Source organism: Vibrio sp. ER1A (assembly GCF_000733315.1).
Lineage (GTDB): Bacteria > Pseudomonadota > Gammaproteobacteria > Enterobacterales > Vibrionaceae > Vibrio > Vibrio mediterranei.
This window is the reverse complement of the sequence record NZ_JPJA01000003.1, coordinates 1-19,948: the sequence shown is the minus strand read 5'-3', so window position 1 is coordinate 19,948 and position 19,948 is coordinate 1. Positions and strand designations below refer to the sequence as shown.

The 19,948-nt window shown below is 39.8% G+C and carries 17 protein-coding genes and 1 pseudogene; 13 read left to right on the top strand and 5 right to left on the bottom strand.

The window, feature by feature from the left end; all coding sequences use genetic code 11:
• Together HW45_RS28590 and HW45_RS01245 are read left to right on the top strand one after the other, a co-directional pair.
• On the top strand, positions 1–429 hold a 429-nt coding region (locus HW45_RS28590), incomplete at its 5' end, for a GFA family protein (RefSeq protein WP_235225329.1).
• Positions 430–548: 119 nt separating this feature from the next.
• Positions 549–1,016, top strand: a complete 468-nt coding sequence (locus tag HW45_RS01245) for a GNAT family N-acetyltransferase (RefSeq protein WP_038224105.1) — start codon at positions 549–551, stop codon at positions 1,014–1,016.
• Positions 1,017–1,400: 384 nt separating this feature from the next.
• On the opposite strand, the gene HW45_RS01240 is transcribed toward HW45_RS01245, so the two are convergent.
• Genes HW45_RS01240 through HW45_RS01230 form a run of 3 tightly spaced genes read right to left on the bottom strand, consistent with a single transcriptional unit; the run spans position 1,401 to position 4,569 of the window.
• Entirely contained in the window at positions 1,401–2,573 is a 1,173-nt protein-coding gene (locus tag HW45_RS01240; RefSeq protein ID WP_038224104.1) for an MFS transporter, read from the bottom strand.
• Positions 2,566–3,534 (bottom strand): diiron oxygenase, encoded by a 969-nt coding sequence (locus tag HW45_RS01235; protein ID WP_038224103.1) that lies wholly within the window; start codon positions 3,532–3,534, stop codon positions 2,566–2,568. The genes HW45_RS01240 and HW45_RS01235 overlap by 8 nt, the downstream gene beginning before the upstream one ends.
• A 9-nt stretch (positions 3,535–3,543) precedes the next feature.
• Positions 3,544–4,569, bottom strand: a complete 1,026-nt coding sequence (locus tag HW45_RS01230; protein ID WP_038224102.1) for a SagB/ThcOx family dehydrogenase — start codon at positions 4,567–4,569, stop codon at positions 3,544–3,546.
• Positions 4,570–6,951: 2,382 nt separating this feature from the next.
• Here HW45_RS01230 and HW45_RS01220 point away from each other — a divergent pair.
• From HW45_RS01220 to HW45_RS01185, 8 genes and pseudogenes are all read left to right on the top strand, one after another.
• Positions 6,952–7,632: a FadR/GntR family transcriptional regulator gene (locus HW45_RS01220; RefSeq protein WP_038224098.1), complete on the top strand. Its 681-nt coding sequence runs from the start codon at positions 6,952–6,954 to the stop codon at positions 7,630–7,632.
• Complete coding sequence (locus HW45_RS01215; RefSeq protein ID WP_038224096.1) at positions 7,633–8,793, top strand: M24 family metallopeptidase; 1,161 nt, start codon at positions 7,633–7,635, stop codon at positions 8,791–8,793.
• Positions 8,772–9,563: an SDR family NAD(P)-dependent oxidoreductase gene (locus tag HW45_RS01210; RefSeq protein ID WP_051867646.1), complete on the top strand. Its 792-nt coding sequence runs from the start codon at positions 8,772–8,774 to the stop codon at positions 9,561–9,563. The genes HW45_RS01215 and HW45_RS01210 overlap by 22 nt, the downstream gene beginning before the upstream one ends.
• Positions 9,560–10,618, top strand: a complete 1,059-nt coding sequence (locus tag HW45_RS01205; RefSeq protein ID WP_038224094.1) for a mannonate dehydratase — start codon at positions 9,560–9,562, stop codon at positions 10,616–10,618. The genes HW45_RS01210 and HW45_RS01205 overlap by 4 nt, the downstream gene beginning before the upstream one ends.
• Before the next feature lie 5 nt (positions 10,619–10,623).
• Positions 10,624–12,033, top strand: coding sequence for a sugar porter family MFS transporter (locus tag HW45_RS01200; protein WP_038224092.1), 1,410 nt, complete (start codon positions 10,624–10,626; stop codon positions 12,031–12,033).
• A 10-nt stretch (positions 12,034–12,043) separates the two neighbouring features.
• Positions 12,044–13,036 carry a hypothetical protein gene (locus tag HW45_RS01195; RefSeq protein ID WP_031494672.1) on the top strand — a complete coding sequence of 331 codons (993 nt, stop codon included), beginning with the start codon at positions 12,044–12,046 and terminating at the stop codon, positions 13,034–13,036.
• Positions 13,037–13,038: 2 nt separating this feature from the next.
• A complete protein-coding gene (locus tag HW45_RS01190) occupies positions 13,039–13,728 on the top strand; it encodes an RraA family protein (protein WP_038224091.1) in 690 nt (229 codons plus the stop codon).
• 159 nt (positions 13,729–13,887) lie between these two features.
• A pseudogene (locus HW45_RS01185) lies at positions 13,888–14,090 on the top strand (IS6 family transposase); the annotation flags it as partial.
• A 397-nt stretch (positions 14,091–14,487) separates the two neighbouring features.
• Here the strand turns inward: HW45_RS01185 and HW45_RS01180 are convergent.
• The gene (locus HW45_RS01180) at positions 14,488–14,940 is read right to left on the bottom strand and encodes a GNAT family N-acetyltransferase (RefSeq protein WP_038224090.1); all 453 of its coding nucleotides are present in this window, start codon (positions 14,938–14,940) and stop codon (positions 14,488–14,490) included.
• Positions 14,941–15,716: 776 nt separating this feature from the next.
• On the opposite strand from HW45_RS01180, the gene HW45_RS01175 reads away from it, so the two are divergent.
• Entirely contained in the window at positions 15,717–16,031 is a 315-nt protein-coding gene (locus HW45_RS01175; protein ID WP_152559583.1) for a hypothetical protein, read from the top strand.
• A gap of 1,322 nt (positions 16,032–17,353) precedes the next feature.
• Here the strand turns inward: HW45_RS01175 and HW45_RS01170 are convergent.
• The gene (locus HW45_RS01170; protein ID WP_038224085.1) at positions 17,354–17,779 is read right to left on the bottom strand and encodes a VOC family protein; all 426 of its coding nucleotides are present in this window, start codon (positions 17,777–17,779) and stop codon (positions 17,354–17,356) included.
• A 285-nt stretch (positions 17,780–18,064) separates the two neighbouring features.
• Here HW45_RS01170 and HW45_RS01165 point away from each other — a divergent pair, with 285 nt between their 5' ends.
• Both HW45_RS01165 and HW45_RS01160 read left to right on the top strand, forming a co-directional pair.
• Positions 18,065–18,556: a RidA family protein gene (locus HW45_RS01165; protein WP_038224084.1), complete on the top strand. Its 492-nt coding sequence runs from the start codon at positions 18,065–18,067 to the stop codon at positions 18,554–18,556.
• A gap of 9 nt (positions 18,557–18,565) precedes the next feature.
• Positions 18,566–19,864: an MFS transporter gene (locus HW45_RS01160; RefSeq protein ID WP_051867644.1), complete on the top strand. Its 1,299-nt coding sequence runs from the start codon at positions 18,566–18,568 to the stop codon at positions 19,862–19,864.
• The last annotated feature ends 84 nt before the right edge of the window (positions 19,865–19,948 follow it).

Here is a 19,948-nt window from a genome sequence, read left to right as displayed (position 1 = left end):
TCGCGGGTGAATAGTTACACGCAGGGAGTGGAAGTTAAAATGCATTATGGGTCATGTTTATGTGGTTCAGTAACATTCAATGTATCAGAAGAGCTCGATGAAACTGATGCATGTCATTGTGATCAGTGCCGTAGATGGACAGGACATTTTTTCGCAAGCGTCGAGGTCACTAAAACATCTTTATCTATTCAAGGTGAAGATCATCTATCTTGGTATCATTCGTCCCCAAAAGTCAGGAGAGGATTTTGCGTAAAATGTGGTTCTTCACTTTTCTTCGAACTATTGGATACCGTCAAGCATCATTGGATAGGTATTGCGCTTGGAGCGTTTGATAAACCTACTAATGTAACTCTTGGAAGACACATTTTTGTGTCAGAGAAGGGGGACTATTATCAGGTCAATGATGGTTTACCCCAAAACGAATGCTAGGTCGGCGGAGGTTATTGGTTAGTGAGTAGCCTCTATACTTTGTACTGTCTCACTTTTGCTCAAAAACTAGTTATGGTTTACCGACTCTAGATAGTGAGCTTTATTGCATAAGGAACTATATGATATCAATACGTAAAGCCAATAAGCTCGATGTGAGTAGAGTATGGGAAATAAGAACACAAGCAATCCTAAACACATGTGTATCGCACTATTCGGATGCCACTGTAATCTCTTGGGCTAATTCACCAATGCCTATCGACTTTGATGAGATATTAGTGAACCTAGGTGCGATTGTTCTCGAAGACCAAGAATACATTATAGGGTTTGGGTTTGTTGATACTGAAAACGCCTCTTTAGAATCTATATTTGTTGACCCAAGCTTTATTGGAAGAGGATATGGAAAGAAAATTGCTCATGAGTTGATTTCTATAGCGAAAGAGTCTGGTTTGCATAGTTTGCAGCTTTCCTCTTCCCTAAATGCAATTAAGTTCTATGAAAGTCTAGGTTTTATAGCAGGTGAAAAAACGTTTTGGACGCATCCATCTGGCTTTAAGTTAGGGTGTGCTCCAATGATAAAGGTTATCTAGTGATCTGCACCAGCTAGACTGAACATTTCACGAAGCGACTTTCTGACACTAGAAGTTATCCACGTTTTTCTAATTTAAGTGATTAGTCTGAGAAGTTTCTGTCCAAAGGAGTGCTGGCGGGACATGTAACACGAAATTGCCCCTTTTTTATTTTCGGAAAAAATTTCGCGATCATAGACTGCGGACATTTGCCCCAAAACAGCTCATGTAACGGTAATGAGATTCATGCAGAAATAGTGATTTTTTATATTTGTAAAGTCGCTTGGGGACTATGTGTCCATAGTCACAGGACAAATAACAAGAGGTCATTGAAAGCTCAAAGGCGATAATTGACCTTCTTATTGCTCCCTTACCTATAGATAATTTTAGGAATGGGAGCATTCACTACTGACCACGAAGGTTTGCACCAACCTCGGTATTCTTAGGCCTTACCAACCACAGAAGTATCATTGATAAGATCGAAGATACTAAATAGAGCAATGCGATTGAAATAATTCCTGACCCATTACTAAATCCCAACCACCCAATAGTACCAGCGGTTATAAATCTAATGCTTCCCACAACGGAAGAAACTGTCGGTGTTCCGTTGACTGCAAATATTGCTTTGTTGAGAGTGACATTCGATAAATAGACACTAAAAAAGGTGGCGAGGATGATGAACGGGAAGTAGCTATAAAACCCAAAGTCGCCGTGAATGGACATATTTATTATGATGCCAGCCAAGGCAGCTATGGACAGCAAATACCAATAATTAGCACCAGTAAAAGCTAGTTTGGGGCTGAACTTTGTAATGATGACGTTTGTTACAAAGAGTGCCGTCCCATAAATAATCATCATCAAGCCGTAGTCTTGTAGAGAGCCGTTAAAGTCTTGAGTGAAAATTTTTACTGACAGCATTACAAAAACGAAGTGAATGGAGAAATTCAGCGTAGACACGATGTTAAGTGTCCAGAACGCTGTTGATTTTAAGAAATTGTTCTGTCCCACACTACTATTATTGTTCGCATCACGTATATCACTAAGTATTGATAAAAAACACAGTATTGCAAATATACAGGCCAAGGAAGCTACCACAATAATTGAGCCCCACCCAAACGTTGTTGTCAATAAAGCTCCAAGCATCGGAGAAAGAGTAATTGCAATCGCAGAGATTGACGCAATCAAAGCACGAACCTTCACACCTTCTTCTTCTTCAAAGCAATTTCGAACTATAAATGTACTTAGTACAAATGATGATGAGAACAGGCCTTGCATGAATCGTGCACCAAGGAAGAGTTCGTAACTAGTATGGCCAAGTGAGAGCAAGTTCGAAAGCAGCAAAAGAACTAAACTTCCTAGCAACACGGTAGTTACCCCCAGTTTTTCTGCCAGAACACCTACAATCAATACGCCCACACCGAACCCGTAGGTAAACAAAGTGACTGAAGATATGGTATCGGTATAGGGGATCGAGAAGTAGTCGGATAGGTCTGAAAAAGAAGACACGAATACGTCCATCGGGAACATGGACAATATAGACAATGCTGTTAGGCAGACAAGTATCTTTGTTCTACGCATGGGGTGCTTCTTTTGCAAATTTCGTTAAACGGTAGCGAGTCAACAAATCATTGAGTTCTTTAACATCCCATGCGCCCAGTCTATTAAGCTCAGCAAAAAGCACTTTAGAAGTTCTTTCAACAAAGTTGGCAATCCCTTCATACTTGTTCTCTGGCTTGATGGTTGGAGTAAGAAAATATAAGTCAGCCTTACCAATGTAGCTAAGGTAGTTCTTCACCCAAGTCCGATCCATATATGATACGTTGAGATCCATCATTGCAAACAGCTTTGAAATAAACAGTTCCTTGTCGGCCACAGTTGATGTTTTCCAAAACGTTCTCATGAGGTCGATGAATATAGCAGCATGACGTTTTTCATCATCGAGGTGATCTTTTAATGCGTTGTAGACAGGCTCGTACATAGTATCTTTTTGTATGTTGGTCAGCTGTGTAGCGATGCAAACTTCTGAGTAAACACCTAATGCAAGCATTGACACTTCAGTGTCTCTGCTATTGTCACTGTTGTGCAGTGAACGCATTTTTTCGGACTTATTTTTAGACTCTAACTCGAAGTCATGAATCTTATGAATGTCGCCACTATACATTAGTGAAGAAAGTAGATCGTAAGAGAACATGGCATGATAAACTTCGTCGGCAAAGACTCCATAACATGTCATTCGTTCTTGCTTGCCCGTGAAAAATAGCGATTCACCCAGGCTGATTTTGTTCACTATCGGGTTAACAATTCCATGTTCCACTTCAACAGTGTACGACATGAAATTACTCAATATGCAAGCACCTAGAATGGCTCGTTCTTCTCGGTTTAATTTGCTTACAATGACTGAAGGAAGAAAGTATGAGTACCAAGAGTTTGCTATCCACTCGGTGTTTATTATTCCTTTCATTCCATCGACTTGCATTGAATATCGATACTTATGAGAAGTGATGATTGATTTCTGCATCCATTTTCTAACGTGATCCATAAATTTACCTTAATCGTTAGGGAACGAGTTACCAGTTGTATTACCAATCGCAATGCAATATACCGGTGCTTCGACGGAAGTGTCGCAACCTAGTAAGCATTCGATATTCGAGTCACAAAGTTGACCCGTAATCCAACTCCCTAAGCCAAGTTCTGAGGTTACCAGTTGGGTTGATTGTGACAAGTGACCCACATCCAACAGTGAGACTCGATAACATCGAGAGTGTTTATACTTTATCCAAGACAAATCAAATCGTGTGGTTAATATGATAAGAAACGCCGCATTCTCGGCGTAGGGCTGGCCGCCAACCAGTCGGCTAAGTGGGTAATCGTTCGGGAAAGGACGCAGGTAAGATAAATCATGGTCTAGGTCATTATAGAAATATATCCCTTTTCCCAATCCATCTACATTCAGCGCCACAACGTAGGTCTGTGTAGGATGCAAGCCGCCTCCAGATGGGCTAGTTTTCTTTTTACCCAAAGGCTCTTTGCCGTTTGAATTTTCCCAATCGAATGATGCTTTGTAGCAAATCGTTAAAATGCTTTCTACAGAGGGAAAAGGCACTGGAGAATCTATGAAATCACGAGTGGTTTTTCTGTTATTTAAGTATTTTTCTATATCGAGGTTTGACGGTTTGCAAGACAACGCTATCCGTCTTTCCGTAGAATTCTCATCTACTATTTCCCGAAACTTTGGCATGATTGAGTCTGATTCTTGAAGTTGAACCCTATTATTTTCTTCTACCCATGCATCGGCGCTTTCGATGACTTCTTCATTGAAAACATTCTTGGTTCCATGGTGGTAAATATGAGAGAGACAGTCCCATCCCCAATGTTGGTTATCACTTTCCCGAAGTATATTAAGTTCTTGAAGGTGCTCGATGGCTTTTTCATCATATTCACCAGAGCTGTTGATGTAATTATAAATAGTACTTACAAGTTCTGGACTTATCTCGTATTGGTTTCGATTAAGATAGTCCCAAAGAATAAGCTTATTATCTATAATTTTTATAAATGAGTAATCTATATTTGGCATAAATAAGTAAAGGCTCCAAGTTGGAGCCTCTCCTGCAACTAGCTGCTATTTTTGCTTCTTCATAGGCGTCCAGTTGGCTGCTTTTTTATCTTCCAGACGTACCTTTTTCATTGGTGTCCAGTTAGCTGCTTTCTTATCTTCAAGGTTTACTTTTTTCATAATAAATTCCCTTAATTTGTTAGCTGTATTGTATGATGCTGTGCTTGTTTTTTAAGCGAAATCAAAATATCAATGGAAATGATCTAGGCCAACTTTGAAATCTATTGTTTGTGACTTTTCTCTAGTAATTAACATTTTGTTACATTTAATGGTGAAGTCACTAGTTAAGTGTTATATCATTGTTAAATATCTGGGTATCTCAACGATTAATGATAATTGCATCAGCATCAAGCACTTAGTATTTTTCCATTTCTTGTTGGAACCGTAGAGCTTCTGACAACCTACTAGAACAAGCAGAGGTTCTAGCTGACAGCTGGTATAAGTAATAGCAAAGGCAAGGTTTATACCTTGCCTTTTGAATATCTATGCATATTTCACTCGTTCAAAAGTCAGCTATCTGCATTTTTCGGTCAAAAATAATAATTAAAATGGAATGGATTAGAGCTATTGCGCTAAGTGATTTTTGTCCACAAATGAGTTGGAAGGTTATTTTGCTTGTGTTCACTATGCCATCCTATCACGCCGGAGAAGCGGGTTATAGACTGTGTTAGATGCCTTTGAATTGACGAGAAAATGGCCCTGTACACCATTTCGCCTCGCAGATTTTTAACGTAGTGTAGTGAGTTTTACATACCCTGACCCTTTCAAAAGGGCGCTGAATACCAGATAATACAACGGCAAGGTGGAAAAGTATGACTTGACGGTAAATCTGTCCAATTTGGCCCTGTACTCTCATTTTACTCCCCACACACCACGACAAACTTCTGACCCACCCTTGGTTAGCGTTGATTGATTTCTAATTTCACCTATAAATAATTCGACATACTCTTTTTCATGCTTGTAGCGTGTCTATTTAATCAATGTTTTATAGGGTATTGTGCTTCAGATTTGTTCAGGGAAACTGCTCCAAAATGATATTGAATACAGAAATAACCTTCGAGACGGTATTTGTATAAACTTAAAGCTCTTTGGAGATCAATAGATTGAGACTCGAGCAGAGTTAATGCTATCAACATCAAGCTTAGGAACCTCGACAGCTAATGTATATGAACTGGAAGAGCTTATAGAATCAATTGGGAACCATGATCAGCCAGGAATCTTGATATCAAGTGGCGTATCCCCCTATATCTCAGAGGTGATAACTGAAAAAAACCATCGGAAGAAAACAAGGTAACTTCGAAAATAGATCAAAGTTCGACTCACGGAGACGAGTCGCAAATCCAACGCTATCGTGATGAATTGAATTTCTTCTATTGGGTGTAGTGTGTAACGTCACAGTGCAAGCGCACAAATAACAGAGGGCTGAATTGGTGGCACCCGCCGTTGTATTTTGGGCCCTTTCTCCGTTAGATCTTTTTACTCATTAATATCTTGTTAACCTGTGTTTTCTTTACTCAAACTTATCCGATTGAACTGATAATTTAACGTTCCGTTTTTGGATAACATATTGCAACCTAGTATCCCTTTATGTGCTTTAACGTACTGATTACTAATTAAAGCGATATGGTTATGAATGCATTATGTAAGAGAAAAAGAAGACAGTTAGTAGTCTAATAAGCGTTAGGGCTTATTACAAAAATCGCTAGGATGGCTAAATTGTAGGGTTTCATCTAGTTCTCATTTTGTTAGGTATATCGCTGCCTTGAGAAGCATTGGTGTCTTGGCTTGATGTCTTGGTTTGTGCGATTGCTCTGATAGGCTTTATCTTAGTGTACGGGTAAAAGCATAAAGTGAAGTATCTATATTTTGCACTATTGGTGGGGGCAAACATTAGGGATCAAAAAGGGTGTGGTGACAAAATCTCTGGCGCGGTTCTAGAAAAGCTAAAGGTATTTTTCAGGAGGCAATGGATACTGGATTTTTCGAGCAAACTACACCCGTTACCAAGTGTCATCCGTTTAAGAAACCTACGAGCAACTGCCACCACGCTGGTAAAGGTAACGATTGCTACAACCGAAAAATTTTGCAAAGTAAGAAAAGATGAATATAAGTAGCCCCAATAGGCCTCCCTCTTAAGACGTGAAAAGTTGAGTAAGCTACAGGAACCCTGCGTCTCAAGATTGAGACGTCTTACTGCTTAAATCCAAACGCTGTCACATTTTTCAGGTTCCGTTTAATAAAAACCCCACACCGTTCACATATTGCTCGACCACAGTGTTGTTGTGTTTAATTTTTAAGCGTAATGTTCTTGTGTCCTACATTAGAACATAAGGAGCTGGGTAAATGTTTTCTATTAGTAAGAAGACCTCAGTGTCGGCAATGATCGTCGAAAACATTATCGATAATATTAATTCAGGAAAGCTAAGTTTAGGGGATGAGTTGCCGACGGAACTAGAGCTTGCTGACAATTTTGGAGTGAGCCGAAACACCGTACGAGAGGCGCTACGTGTACTGGAAACGTATGGCGTGTTAGAAACTTCGCACCGAAAGCCCTCAAGAATTGTGAATAAAAACCTTCAAGCGAGTATTGCGATAGCGGCGATTCGTGTCTCAGAAAACAAAGAGTACTATAAAGAAATCCAGCAAATACGCGAGCTTATGGAAGTAGGGCTTATTGACGATATTTTAAAGAATATAACGAAAGCTGATATTAATGAATTACAGCAGATTAATGATGAAATTGGACAATCCAATACGGTAGCAAATCTTGCTGAATTTGATTTTAAATTTCATACCCGTCTAATCGAAATCTCTGGTAATTCCATGGTAAGCGCCATTTATGCCATCTTAGCGACAACAATATTACATGTTTTAGAAATTGGTAAAAATCTAGAGTTAGGTATTCAACAAGCACGAACTGGTCACCAAGAGATAATAGAGGTGTTGAAAGAAGGGGATAGCAATGCTGCTCGCCAAATCATGAGACAGCATTTTAAGTATTCAAAAGATTTGCTGGAGGATTAAATGGATCATATCGAGGCAATTCAACGTTTCCTTGTAGAACATCATCTCGATGCGGCGATTCTGGTAACCCCTAATGATTTAGTGATGTGTTGTGATTATTTTCCTCATTGGAATGGCTCTATTTTGGTGGTGTTTTCAAGTTTACCTCCAAAATTGTTTCTTCCTGACTTTGAGCCAGAACCGCTTGAATCGAATACCTCAATATCTTATTTCCCATGGGCAACAGCAAAGAGCTACCCATGGAAAGAGCTATACGAAACAATAGCAGAATTACTGCCTGCGGAACCCGCAGTGGTGTTTGATAATGACCAAATACAAGTTAGCCCTTCTTCAAATGCAGCAGAAGGCAGTATTTTACCCCCAAGTTTTTTTGAACAGTTCTCTAAGAGTGCTGCACAAGAGCAATTTAAAGCGCTGCTTGTGCAGTTACGTGGGATAAAAACACCAGCACAAATTGAGAAATTGAGACTTGCACACCAAGTGGCAAACGAAGGTGTTAAGGCATTTTTTACTGTTGAAGCTGGAGTTTCGGACGGAGAACTCGCGGCATTAATTGAGTATCAAATTGCTCGTCAGTTAGGTGCTCAGGCAGTGGAGTACGTTAGAGCCTATGCGTCTATTCAATCGGGCCAAGATACCATTCTAGCATGTCAATTCAACCGTATAGGTCAGCGTATATTGCATCAAGGGGATTACGTATTCCTAGAACTTGCTGTATGTGTCAATGGATATTGGTTGGATATCACTCGTACAACGGTGGTTGGTGAACCAAGCAAGCAGCAACAAGATATTTTCAAAGCCGTGCGAAATGCTGTTAATGCTGCTGTTGAGGGTATTTACCCCGGGCGATCATTGTCTTCCTTATATGGTGCTGCGGCTGAAAAACTACGCCAAGAGAAATTGGATCATTTGTTTCCTCACGCATTAGGGCACGGTACGGGCTTTGCCTACCATGATCCTGGACTATCAATCAACGAAACTAACGATGTTCGGCTAGAGGTTGGGCAAGTACTGACCATTGAGCCGGGTGTTTATGGTGATGAAATATTAGGAGGTCTTCGACTCGAAGAAAATATTGTAGTGACAGAGACTGGGTATGAGTTTCTATCTTTTCCTCAAACAACACTAAAGGGCAATTTATGTCTAGAAAAGTCGCACTGATTACAGGTGGTTTACGTGGTATTGGTCAGGCAATCACACAAGCATTTGCGCAAGATGGATATGATCTTGTCGTTCATGCTCGCTCGGCATCAGAGCAACAAACAGAATGGTTGAAAAAATTAGCGGACACCAACCAAGTATCGTATTTGCTTGTATTTGCTGATTTCCAACACCAGCAAGAAATCAGCTCTATTTTTGGCGCTATCCAAAAGAAATATGGTCGGCTTGATGTGCTAGTTAACAATGCTGGTTTTGAAAATTGTCATGCCGCAGAACAAATGCCGCAAGAAGATTGGAATCAGGTACTTCAAGTTAACTTAACCGCTCCTTTCCAGTGCTCTCAACATGCAGCAAAAATGATGATAGGTAATGGTGGTGGCGTGATTATCAATATGACATCTATTCATGATCATATGCCACGTAAGGGTTTAGCACACTATTGTAGTGCTAAGGCTGGATTGCATATGTTAACCAAAGCGACGGCTTTGGAATGGGCTGAATATGGTATTCGCGTTAATAGTATTGGCGCTGGAGCAATTGAAACGGATATGAATCGTGATGCTATCAATAGTTTTGGTCGCGAAAAGTTTGAAAAATGGATCCCTGCAAAAAGGATAGGTAATACGGAAGAAGTAGCACAGCTCGCACTATATTTATCCAGTGATAAGGCTAGTTATATCACTGGAACGGATACTTATATCGACGGTGGCTATATGTTAAACACAGTGAGATACGATGATCGGCCTAATAGAGAAGGAGACGAAGCATGAAGTTAGGCTTCGGATTATACCGACACATGCTTGATGATGAGCATTTGAAGTTCGCCAAACAACTTGGAGCGACACACATTGTGGTTCATATGTGTGATTACTTTAATAAGCAGGTTCAATTTTCCAACAATGATCAGCCAATTGGCGATAAGTCAGGCTGGGGTTTGGCGCGAGGTGATATTTGGACCGTTGAAGAATTGTCTGCGGTTAAAGAGAAAATTGAGTCACATGGCCTTTGTTGGTATGCCATTGAAAACTTTGATCCAAAACACTGGGACCACATTCTATTTGGTGGCAGTAAACGAGCAGAGCAAATTGAAACAATAAAACACATCATTCGAAATGTAGGTGAGATTGGCGTTCCTGTATTTGGCTATAACTTTAGTCTGACGGGAGTGACTGGAAGAGTCATTACCAATGATGCGCGAGGAGGAGCGCAGACTGTAGGCATGGACGGCTCTAATGAAATATTAGAATGTCCACTGCCTAACTCAATGGCATGGAATATGGTAGTTGATCCTGCGGCAACAGGAATTCGCCCCGCCATGACAACTGAGCAGCTTTGGGAAAATCTCGCTTTGTTCTTAAACGAAATTATACCTGTAGCTGAGTCTGCTGGTGTCACCATGGCTGCTCACCCTGATGATCCACCGCTAGAAGTTGTTCGAGGACTTCCAAAATTGGTGAATCAACCAGAAAAGTATCAACGATTGTTAGACCTTTATCCAAGCGCGGCAAACGCTTTGGAATATTGCCTAGGAACAATTGCTGAAATGACCAATGGCGATGTATATCAGGCCACTGAACACTATGTCTCTTTAGGTAAAGTTCCCTACATACATCTGAGAAATGTAACGGGAAAAGTGCCTCATTACAAGGAAGTCTTCATTGATGAAGGTGATATTGATATCAAGCGAATTGTTCAAATTCTTAAGGACAATAAATTTGAAGGGGTGTTAATCCCAGATCATACGCCTCAAGTCTCATGTCCGGCACCTTGGCACGCAGGTATGGCATATGCCATGGGTTACATTAATTCTCTGATTAAGGAATAGATACTATGTCTACGACAACATTAAATTCCACCAATGCATCATCGGATAAGCTACGTTATCTGGTGTTTATATGCTTCGCCTCGGCTCTTGGAGGTCTTCTTTTTGGTATTGACATGCTGGTGGTTGGCGGAACAATCAGCCATGTTGAAGCACAGTTTGGGCTTACTGCAGGACAAGTGGGGTGGTTTGTATCTTCTGCTCTCGCTGGTTGTTTTTTAGGCGCGATGAGCTCTGGTGTTATAGCGGATAAAATAGGTCGCAAGAAGCCACTTATTATAGCTGCTGTACTTGCTATTATCTCAGTCATTGGTTGTGCATTTGCAGATACTTATTTCGTGCTTACTTTAGCTCGCTTTATTGGCGGCTTCGGCATTGGTATTGCGACGATGGTATCACCGCTTTTCATTTCAGAAATGTCTCCGGCTAAGCACCGTGGTAAGCTAACGACACTTTTTCAGTTGGCAATCACCATCGGTATCGTTGTTGCCATTGGTTGTAATGCTTTTATCGTTAACTCTGCTGAACATGCTGAAAGTACTGGAAGTTTATTTGATTCAATGTTTGTAGATGAAGTATGGCGTGGCATGTTTACAGTAGAGTTGTTACCTGCAGTGCTCTTCCTCATTATTTCAAGTATTTTCCCTGAGTCACCGCGTTGGTTGATAAAAGAAGGTCGAGATGAAGAAGCGAAAGAGGTTTTGCTACGAGTCTTGGATGAAGAGGAAGCCAACCAATCAATCGTGGATTGTAAAGCGGTAATGGAAATAGAAAGTAAGGGTACCTATCGTGAACTGTTTACTAATGCTGGTAAAAAGAAAGCGCTATTTGTCGCTCTATTTCTAGCGATTGTCTCAGAATGGTCAGGGATTACAGCTGTTTTTTACTACGGCTCAACTATTCTTGAAGATGCAATGGGACAAGGGGCAGCATTGGGTGGCTTTACATTGATTGCCATTATTAATGTGATATTTACGGTTGGATCCATCTTCTTTATTGATAAGTTAGGCCGCAAAAAATTGCTAATGATCGGTACGATTGGCTGTGTTGCTGCACTGGTTCTGATTGGCTTGTTCATTGATGATCCAAATGCTTCAGGAGCGTTACTGATTGCCCTATTTGGTTTTTTTGTCGCTGCATTTGCAACAGCGATTGGTGGCATCAAATTTACAGTAGGCGCAGAGATCTTTCCAACAGCCGTACGAGGTCGCGCAATGGCAATTTCAACGGCTGCTGTTTGGGTTCAAGGTACGATTATTAACGCCTTTGTCCCCGTTTTTATGGAGCAGTTTAGTGTTAGTTCACTGTTCTTTATGTTTGCTCTTATCCTATCTAGCCAGATTTGGTTCATTTTAAAGGTTATGCCAGAAACAGCGAATCGTACGCTAGAAGAAATTGAACGAGAACTAATGGCATAGGACAGATAAAATGGAGCATTGGCAACTACAATCCAGCAAAATGTCTGCTGTGATCAACTCTGTAGGGGCGATGTTTGGACAATGGACGATTGAAATGGGAGGAGAGACTTTCTCTCCTCTTGCTCGCTCGCCTTGGCATGATGATCCAGACCGTCAAACCCTACCTCCTATTTTACGAGAGCTGCAAGGTGAATGGCCTTGCATTCCATTCGGTATTGTTAAGCCCAGTTCCTGTTTTACCTTGAGTAATCAGGATAAGCTTAACGACGAACTCGACTTATACATAGACAATCGCTTTCCTCATGGTAAAAGCAGTAACCAGGAATGGCAGTTAGTCGCTCAAACCGGTGACCAAATAACGATCAGCCATCAGTTTAGTGTGCATGATGTCTTATTTAATGCGATACGTGACATCTGGTTAGATGATGCTTCAAACTCGGTCAAGTTTCGACTGAGTTTAGTCAGTGATAAAAGCGTCAGGATACCGATAGGGTTACACCCTACGTTCGCGTTGTCAGAACAACCATACATGAGTGAACTGGCTGTTGGGAATTTTAGAGCAGGTAACACATATCCAATAGAGTTCGAGAGTTCTTCACAGTTGGCTGTGGATTACTCGTTTGAGTCTTTAAAAGCGGTTCCTTTGGTTAATGGTGATGTTGATAACATTACTCACCTTCCTTTTGAGGAGCCGAGAGAAGAGCTAGTTCAACTGCTCGACGTTGATGGCGAAATATCTTTGCTTCGTCATGATTTAGGTATTAAGAGTACTTTGAAGTGGGATACCTCAAAACTACCGCATTGCTGTCTTTGGTTCAGCTGTAAAGGGAGAGAATACTTCCCTTGGAATTCACGCCATTTAGCTATTGGTATTGAACCTACGTATTCATATTTCGATTTGAACCCATCGTTAGCAGATGAAAAGCACGGTTTAGTTTTTTTGCAAAAAGGTGTCCCTTTTAATATCGAGTATTCGATTTCAATAGAAAAGATTAAGGAATAATAATGACTGTACAGTGGAATAATGATAGTGAACTTTTTCAATTAGCAAAAGATAAGTTATTTGTTGCTTTAGTTGGAGACGTACTGGATAAACTAGGCTATCAGCACCAATTTTTGTCACCAAATTTAAAACCGATACGTAATGACATGGTCATTATTGGGCGCGCAATGACAGTACTGGAAGCCGATTTTTTCGGTGATCACCAAGGGTACTCCGCCATTTCGAATAAACCATTTGGACGTATGTTTGAAGCTCTGGATGATTTAAAAGAAAATGAAGTATATATCTGCTCTGGCAGCTCACATCGATATGCACTTTGGGGAGGATTGATGTCGACAAGAGCGATTCAATGCGGTGCAGCCGGTGCAATTGTACATGGCTTCCATCGGGATACAAACGAGATTGAACATCTCAATTTCCCCGTCGCTTCTTTTGGTAGTTACGCTCAAGATCAAGGCGTGAGAGGGAAGGTGATTGACTGGCGTATCCCAATTGAAGTCGATGGAGTGCTGATTAATGATGGTGATATTCTTTTTGGTGATAGAGATGGAATACTTGTTGTGCCGAAAGAGGTTGAAGTAGAGGCTTTTAAAGGGGCTTTTGAAAAAGCGGAAGGAGAGAATCAAGTCCTTCTTGCTTTGAAAAATGGCATGACAACCGTCGATGCTTACGACAAGTTTGGAATTATGTAAGTAATTTAAATAAAATCAGGAAGCCTTAGGGGCTTTCTGATTTTGTCTGGCCCTAGTGGAGGTTTTATGACACATATTGCGATTATTGGAGAATAGGTTTTGTTGCAAGTAAAGCATGGATGGTTAATCTAGCATTATTTCTAGTCGCGGTTATCCATCATGAACGTCTTTAAACATCGTTACTTCAAATACGACACTATCGTTTGGGCTGTTCAATGGTATTGTAAAAACAGTATCAGCTATCGTGAACTTGAAGAGATGTTGAGTGTGACTACACGACAATCTATCGATGGGTTTAAGGATATGCTCCAGTTATTCAAGAAAAGCTCAAATGGTATTGGCGTCCGTGCTTAGGAGGAAGTTGAAAAGTTGATGAGATGTACATAAAAGCAAAAGGATGCTGGGCGGATAGTGGATATAACCATTAACTAGCTTAAGCTCCGCAGAGCAGTCTATTATGCTGTGCTTTCGATTTTCAATGATGAGAGTATAGTTCCTAATTACATCACATAGTCAAATCTAGAGATTCCAGTAGATCAAAGTAGTGTTGATAAGCTTAAGGCTAAATAAAGAACTGCACCAAAGGCAATGTTGTTTAGACATTAAAAAGCCCAACAAGAAACGAAAATAACTTATTGGGCTTAATCTTTGTGTAATTTATAGAAAGCAAGAGCATATTCGAACTACACAACGTTGAGGTTATCAGAATGCGAGTCCCCTACGATTTCAGAGTGATATTTTGCTTGTGTGATCGATAGATCATAGGCAGTCTCGCCTATAAATTCGTGATGGTTCGCCGCAAAGGTCGTAGCCATTCTCGATGCGCTCCCAGCTGAACTTTTCGTATAAACCAACGTGATCGGTAGTCAAATACAGACATGGATAATTTATCGACCTAGCGATATCAATGGCATGTTGGAACATGAGAGCGCACAGCTTATTGCCACGGTGTTCTGGTTCAACAAACAAAGAGCTAAGCCACGGAGTTAAATCATGTCGGCTAATGAAATCATTAACGACCAAGCCATAACAACCAACTGGCTTACCGAAGTGAGTAAGTAAATAGAACTGGGGTACGCCTTTATGCGGGGAGTTCTTGGCCGCATCGATGAAGAATGGTAGGTTCGACTTATTACCCCACTTTGAATGGATGTAAGCTATACCAGCTTCCAGTCCTCCTTCGAAGTCCTTCACATTGACTAGTGTATACATCTTTGACCTATATGAGCTATTGATTTAAGCATCTGATTCTATAGTTAAACAAAGATTGTTTTTGTTACTTGATTAACAAGAGTTTTATGCGCTTCGTGAGCCTCATCCCAATCAAAGTATCTAGGCTGATAATCATCGTAATAACCACCATAGGCTATTGACTCGAAGAGAACAGAGGTTATTTGGTTGTGCTTAAGTGAGCCAGTGATCCACGAGAGTTTAAAAAAGGGCACGCAAGACGCCCAAGCGTTTGAAAGAAGCTATTACCCTCATAGTAAAAGTCCTATTGAGGTAGTTTTGCGATATACTCCCGAAGCACATCCGCATCAATATAGCCTGTGTCAACATAGTTTGGATACTTACTCAATGGTGGATAATTGTCTCCGCCTCTTGACGCATATCCCGGAAGTGCCAGCTTGTAAACTTAAGTAGGATTGATTTCGTCACTATCAATAGTGATTCTATTGCTGATCCATTCAAAGTTAGTACTTCTTTGAACGTAACCGCCAGACCCTGGTGTTTTTGAAAGAACCCAGTCCAAGTACGTCTTTAGCTCTGTCCCTGTTAATGTAACAGTTACTATGCTAATACCCCATGGCAATTCAAAAAGTACAGCTAATAGCTTTCACGAAACATTAGGGTTAGCGTAGTAGATGTGTTATATACACATCTAGCCTTTACAAACGCTTCTCTCAATCTCTTTTTGGACTAGCAAAAAGATAAGATGGACTGGCCTACCAAAACTTAATCACAAAAATACGGAGACTATACTTAACGTGTTTAACTCACATATGACTACATTGGACAGAGCCAGATATTTGGAAATGACCAATACCAACCCTCAAGATGAAGTGTTAGGAAAACTGCTTGTTTCTCTGGGAAATCAAAGTGCAGAGCGTATACAAAGTGTGGCTAATCGAATGGATATTGATATCTTAAAATTCCTTACTCAAACGCTATCTTCTTACCTAGAGGTGGCTTCACAAGAGAAGGCTGGAGAAGTATTGGTTAAACTCAAAAGTGAGGGATATAGTGACCAAGAACTCAGGGATTTCTTTCGGTCTTTGATAGCTGTAACACCAGATGATTGAATAAGCTTATATTGATTCCGGAAAAGCTGGTTTAGGTAAGACAACACTCTATAGTAGTGTTTCGTACTTGCAAAAATGTGTGTCTGGTTTTCCTTGTGTAAGGATAGGGCAACATATGCTTTAGGTGCATGATGTCGATTTAAGAAGCAGTTTTGTTAGAGGCTAACAGCGAATGGTTAATACCTTTTATCGGTTGGCTTATCTAAGAGGCAACTTAGGGAGAGGGCCTAATATGTTGTTCCTCTTCAACATTTCTTGTAATCGCCATAGTCATGCTGATAAGCGCGATGTACATAGCTTGTTAAAAAAAGCAATGACTCGAATGGAAAACAATGATTATCGAAGGTTCTCTGTACTAGCAGGCTTATCTAGGAGTAAAATCGGTAATTTTGACACAAATTGAGATAATACAATCGCTTGGCGAGGTAATGTCTTGGCTTGTTGAGGCGTTCTTATTACTGAACTAAGGCATTTGATGGGAAGAATTGGTGAGCTCTATTTTGCTTAATTACCAACGACCAAGTGGGGAGTGAAGTAAATCAATCGAGATACGATGTCTGTGGTAATGGAGGTTGAGTTTCAGTTAGACTACCGACGAATGTCTAATCCGAATACACCAATTTGTGTTGATCTAATTAACCTGCTGCGTATACGCACTGACGAAATGCAACTAGAAACATAGTTTGATAAGAATGTTGTACAAGCGACAGCTCTTAGTTGCACTTCAGGCTCTGGCTCCATAGAAGTAATGAAAAATGAACATCCATTTGTTCTTGCGAAACTATATTTTGAGTAGAATAGTACAATATTTAGGCATGCCTCTGCTGAGTGGAAAAGAAAACTCTTGTAACGTCAGGTAGTTAGGCTGTTGGTTCATCTAGGAACTGAAGCGTGATTAGTTTGCTAAGCACTTCTTATTCAATTAACTTCGAGCGTAATTTTTAATTACAGCTATTAGTGGGAGTGCCAACATTATTTTCCTGTCTTTGTAAAGCAATCAAAATGATAGGTCTCCTTGTGTATTACAATCACTTAATTTGTTATGTGTTTCAAATAGTGCAGTGCCTTATTAATACTTTTCTTAATTAATCGGGCCTTTATCCTCCATACAAAAGTAGATAAGCTATTGACAAAGTTAACTAGACAAGTGCTTAACCAAGCCATAGGCGAAGAACTAAATTGTGGTAGTACAATTAAACAAACAGTGACTCATTAATAAGGTCGAATCTAATTTACTTCAATCGCAGCTAATACCTATTAATCGTGTTTTAATACACCCTATATGGAAAACATTCATTCTCTTCGATTGGTTAATATCTCAGTTATTGCTGATACTCAGAATCATGAAAGATCAATTCGACAGTGATTTCGTTTGGATCTGAAACGAAAACTTGATGTTCGTATATTTCAGGTACAGTACGTTCAAAATGATGCCAGCTATTTTTCCTTATTCGGTTCAATAGAGAGGAGTAACCTTCTATTCGAAAAGCTAAATGATCGATTTTGCCTGAACCTGCATAGTCGTTATTATTTCTTAGGCCTAAGTACTTTGCGACTTCATCCTCTTCATCTAATGCGGGTTCTACTAGATGAAATATAGGAATGTCATCTAAATAGAGCCAATATCCATGAAAACTAAAATTAGGTCTGGCACCCACAGTCAAACCTAATAAGTTCATATAGAAATTTTTGGTCTCTTCTATTTTATCAGTCCGAATTGTAAAGTGATCGAAGCCTTTAACAATCATTATTTAATCTCCTATCCCGTTTGTTTGTAGTACTAGATAATTGTTTATCAATTGATAAATTTAAGCAAGTCTTTTTGTTGATTAATTGTTATTTAATCTTGTTGTGGCGTATATGTTATTGATATTTAGCTGTTTTTCAGGTTGAATTTCTACAGTTAGAGTGAATCTTAAATATCTAATATTGTGATCTTGTGCATGCTTTTTGAAATCACGAATTGCGTTGTGCGTATATATAAATCATTTTGTTAATTAAAAGTTTATCAAATGATAAAAAAAGGGGCTACCATGCAGTTATCAGTATCAAATCAATATCCGGAAGAAAGACTTCACTTACTAAAAATAGAGTTACCGAAGGCACCGAAAGCTGTTTCAAATTACGAGCCTATCGTACAGACTGGGAATTTAATTATGACATCCGGTCAGTTGCCTTGGATTGAAGGTCGATTAATGTATGAAGGTCAACTGGGCCACGGAGGAGAATTAACAGATGAGCAGGGTTATTCATCCTGTAGGCTATCGGCACTGAATGCAATAGCTCAATTAAAAGAACATCTTGGTGACTTAAACCGTGTTAAACGTATTGTACGTATTGTGGGTGTTCTAAATGTAAACCCTATGTCGCGATGGACAGAACAACCAAAAGTCCTTGATGGTGCATCTGACATTATTAATGACGTTTTTGGTGAACGTGGTCGTCACTCAAGAATGATAAGTAGCAATTCATGCATGCCGTTAGATTGTACATCACTGATATATCTATATGCAGAGGTTGAGTAAGGAAATTCTATGGAAGTTTGTGTCCCCAATAATATATCCGAAAGAATGAAGTTTAGAATCTTCCTGATAAGTGTTATTGCCATTTTCACTTCTGGATTGAGTTTTGGTTTACGTGGAAGTATAGCTGGTGATATTCAATCATTATATCTTGACCCTTTTGACAGTGTGAATTCTGCTAAAATGGTCGGAGAGATCCTTGGAGTATCATTTCTAGGCTTTTCTTTCACATTGTTTTTTAGTAGCCCTTTGTTAAATATCATTGGTATGGGTCGGATGTTATTGTTAGCTAGCATATGTTTCATTGTTGGGACATTAGTCACGGTACTAGCACCGATAATTACAACAACAGAAAATGTGTACTGGGCCTTTTGGATCGGAATGGGATTAACTGGTGTTGGATGGGGGTTCACCGAATCTACAACTAATCCTTTAACTGCAGCAATCTATCCTAACGATAAAACACATAGAATGAACATTTTACATGCTTGGTGGCCGGCCGGTATAGTTACAGGCGGTGTGTCGAGCTTGTTTTTTCGTTCGCTTGGATTAAGTTGGCAGTTTGATTTTGCACTAATTTTAATTCCATCGATAGTTTTTTTACTACTTCTAATTGGGTCTATATTTCCAAACACGGAAAGAGCTGATTCAGGTGTGAAGTTTTCAAGCATGATAATGGAAATCTTACGTAAACCTTCGTTTATGATCTGGTTTTGCATAATGTTCCTTACTGCAGCAACAGAGCTAGCTCCTAGTCAATGGGTAGATATCACGCTGAGTAATACCATTGGAATGCCGGGCATAGCAATTTTGATCTATGTTTCTAGTATCATGTTTTTCATGCGTCATAGTGCCGGAATATTAATGAAATACATATCTAATGTAATGCTACTATTGATTTCATGTATTTTTGCTACAATTGGATTGTATTTCCTAAGCTTAGCAACTGATCCTTTGAGCGCGATAATAGCTTCGACATTATGGGGGATTGGTGTGTGTTTCCTATGGCCTACTATGCTAGCTATAACCTCAGAACGTTATCCACGTGGGGGGGAGTTTTTTTTGGGCCTCTTGGGATCAGCAGGTTCACTGTCAATTTACTTCGTACTTCCGATTATGGGAAGGCTTTTTGATCAGACCAAAATTGATGTCGCTGGTAGTAAGCAGGCTTATGATGCTTTGAATGGCAATGAGCTGGAAAATGTTTTAGCACAAGCATCACAAATTTCTTTCCAATCAGTAATTGTATTCCCTATTGTATTGGTCATCGTATTTACCTGTATTTTAATTTACGATAGAGCTAAAGTTTGATATAAATCGTTCAGTAGATTGTAAAATAAAATTTTACTCATGGACATTGTTTTCCAAATAATGATGATAACCGTGTAAAAAATG

Coding starts and splice junctions, on each gene's coding strand:
- HW45_RS01220 (WP_038224098.1), top strand. CDS start 6,952: ATGTTTTCTATTAGTAAGAAGACCTCAGTGTCGGCAATGATCGTCGAA.
- HW45_RS01165 (WP_038224084.1), top strand. CDS start 18,065: ATGCAGTTATCAGTATCAAATCAATATCCGGAAGAAAGACTTCACTTA.
- HW45_RS01230 (WP_038224102.1), bottom strand. CDS start 4,569: ATGCCAAATATAGATTACTCATTTATAAAAATTATAGATAATAAGCTT.
- HW45_RS01160 (WP_051867644.1), top strand. CDS start 18,566: ATGGAAGTTTGTGTCCCCAATAATATATCCGAAAGAATGAAGTTTAGA.
- HW45_RS01210 (WP_051867646.1), top strand. CDS start 8,772: ATGTCTAGAAAAGTCGCACTGATTACAGGTGGTTTACGTGGTATTGGT.
- HW45_RS01245 (WP_038224105.1), top strand. CDS start 549: ATGATATCAATACGTAAAGCCAATAAGCTCGATGTGAGTAGAGTATGG.
- HW45_RS01190 (WP_038224091.1), top strand. CDS start 13,039: ATGACTGTACAGTGGAATAATGATAGTGAACTTTTTCAATTAGCAAAA.
- HW45_RS01235 (WP_038224103.1), bottom strand. CDS start 3,534: ATGGATCACGTTAGAAAATGGATGCAGAAATCAATCATCACTTCTCAT.
- HW45_RS01205 (WP_038224094.1), top strand. CDS start 9,560: ATGAAGTTAGGCTTCGGATTATACCGACACATGCTTGATGATGAGCAT.
- HW45_RS01195 (WP_031494672.1), top strand. CDS start 12,044: ATGGAGCATTGGCAACTACAATCCAGCAAAATGTCTGCTGTGATCAAC.
- HW45_RS01240 (WP_038224104.1), bottom strand. CDS start 2,573: ATGCGTAGAACAAAGATACTTGTCTGCCTAACAGCATTGTCTATATTG.
- HW45_RS01215 (WP_038224096.1), top strand. CDS start 7,633: ATGGATCATATCGAGGCAATTCAACGTTTCCTTGTAGAACATCATCTC.
- HW45_RS01180 (WP_038224090.1), bottom strand. CDS start 14,940: ATGTATACACTAGTCAATGTGAAGGACTTCGAAGGAGGACTGGAAGCT.
- HW45_RS01200 (WP_038224092.1), top strand. CDS start 10,624: ATGTCTACGACAACATTAAATTCCACCAATGCATCATCGGATAAGCTA.
- HW45_RS01170 (WP_038224085.1), bottom strand. CDS start 17,779: ATGATTGTTAAAGGCTTCGATCACTTTACAATTCGGACTGATAAAATA.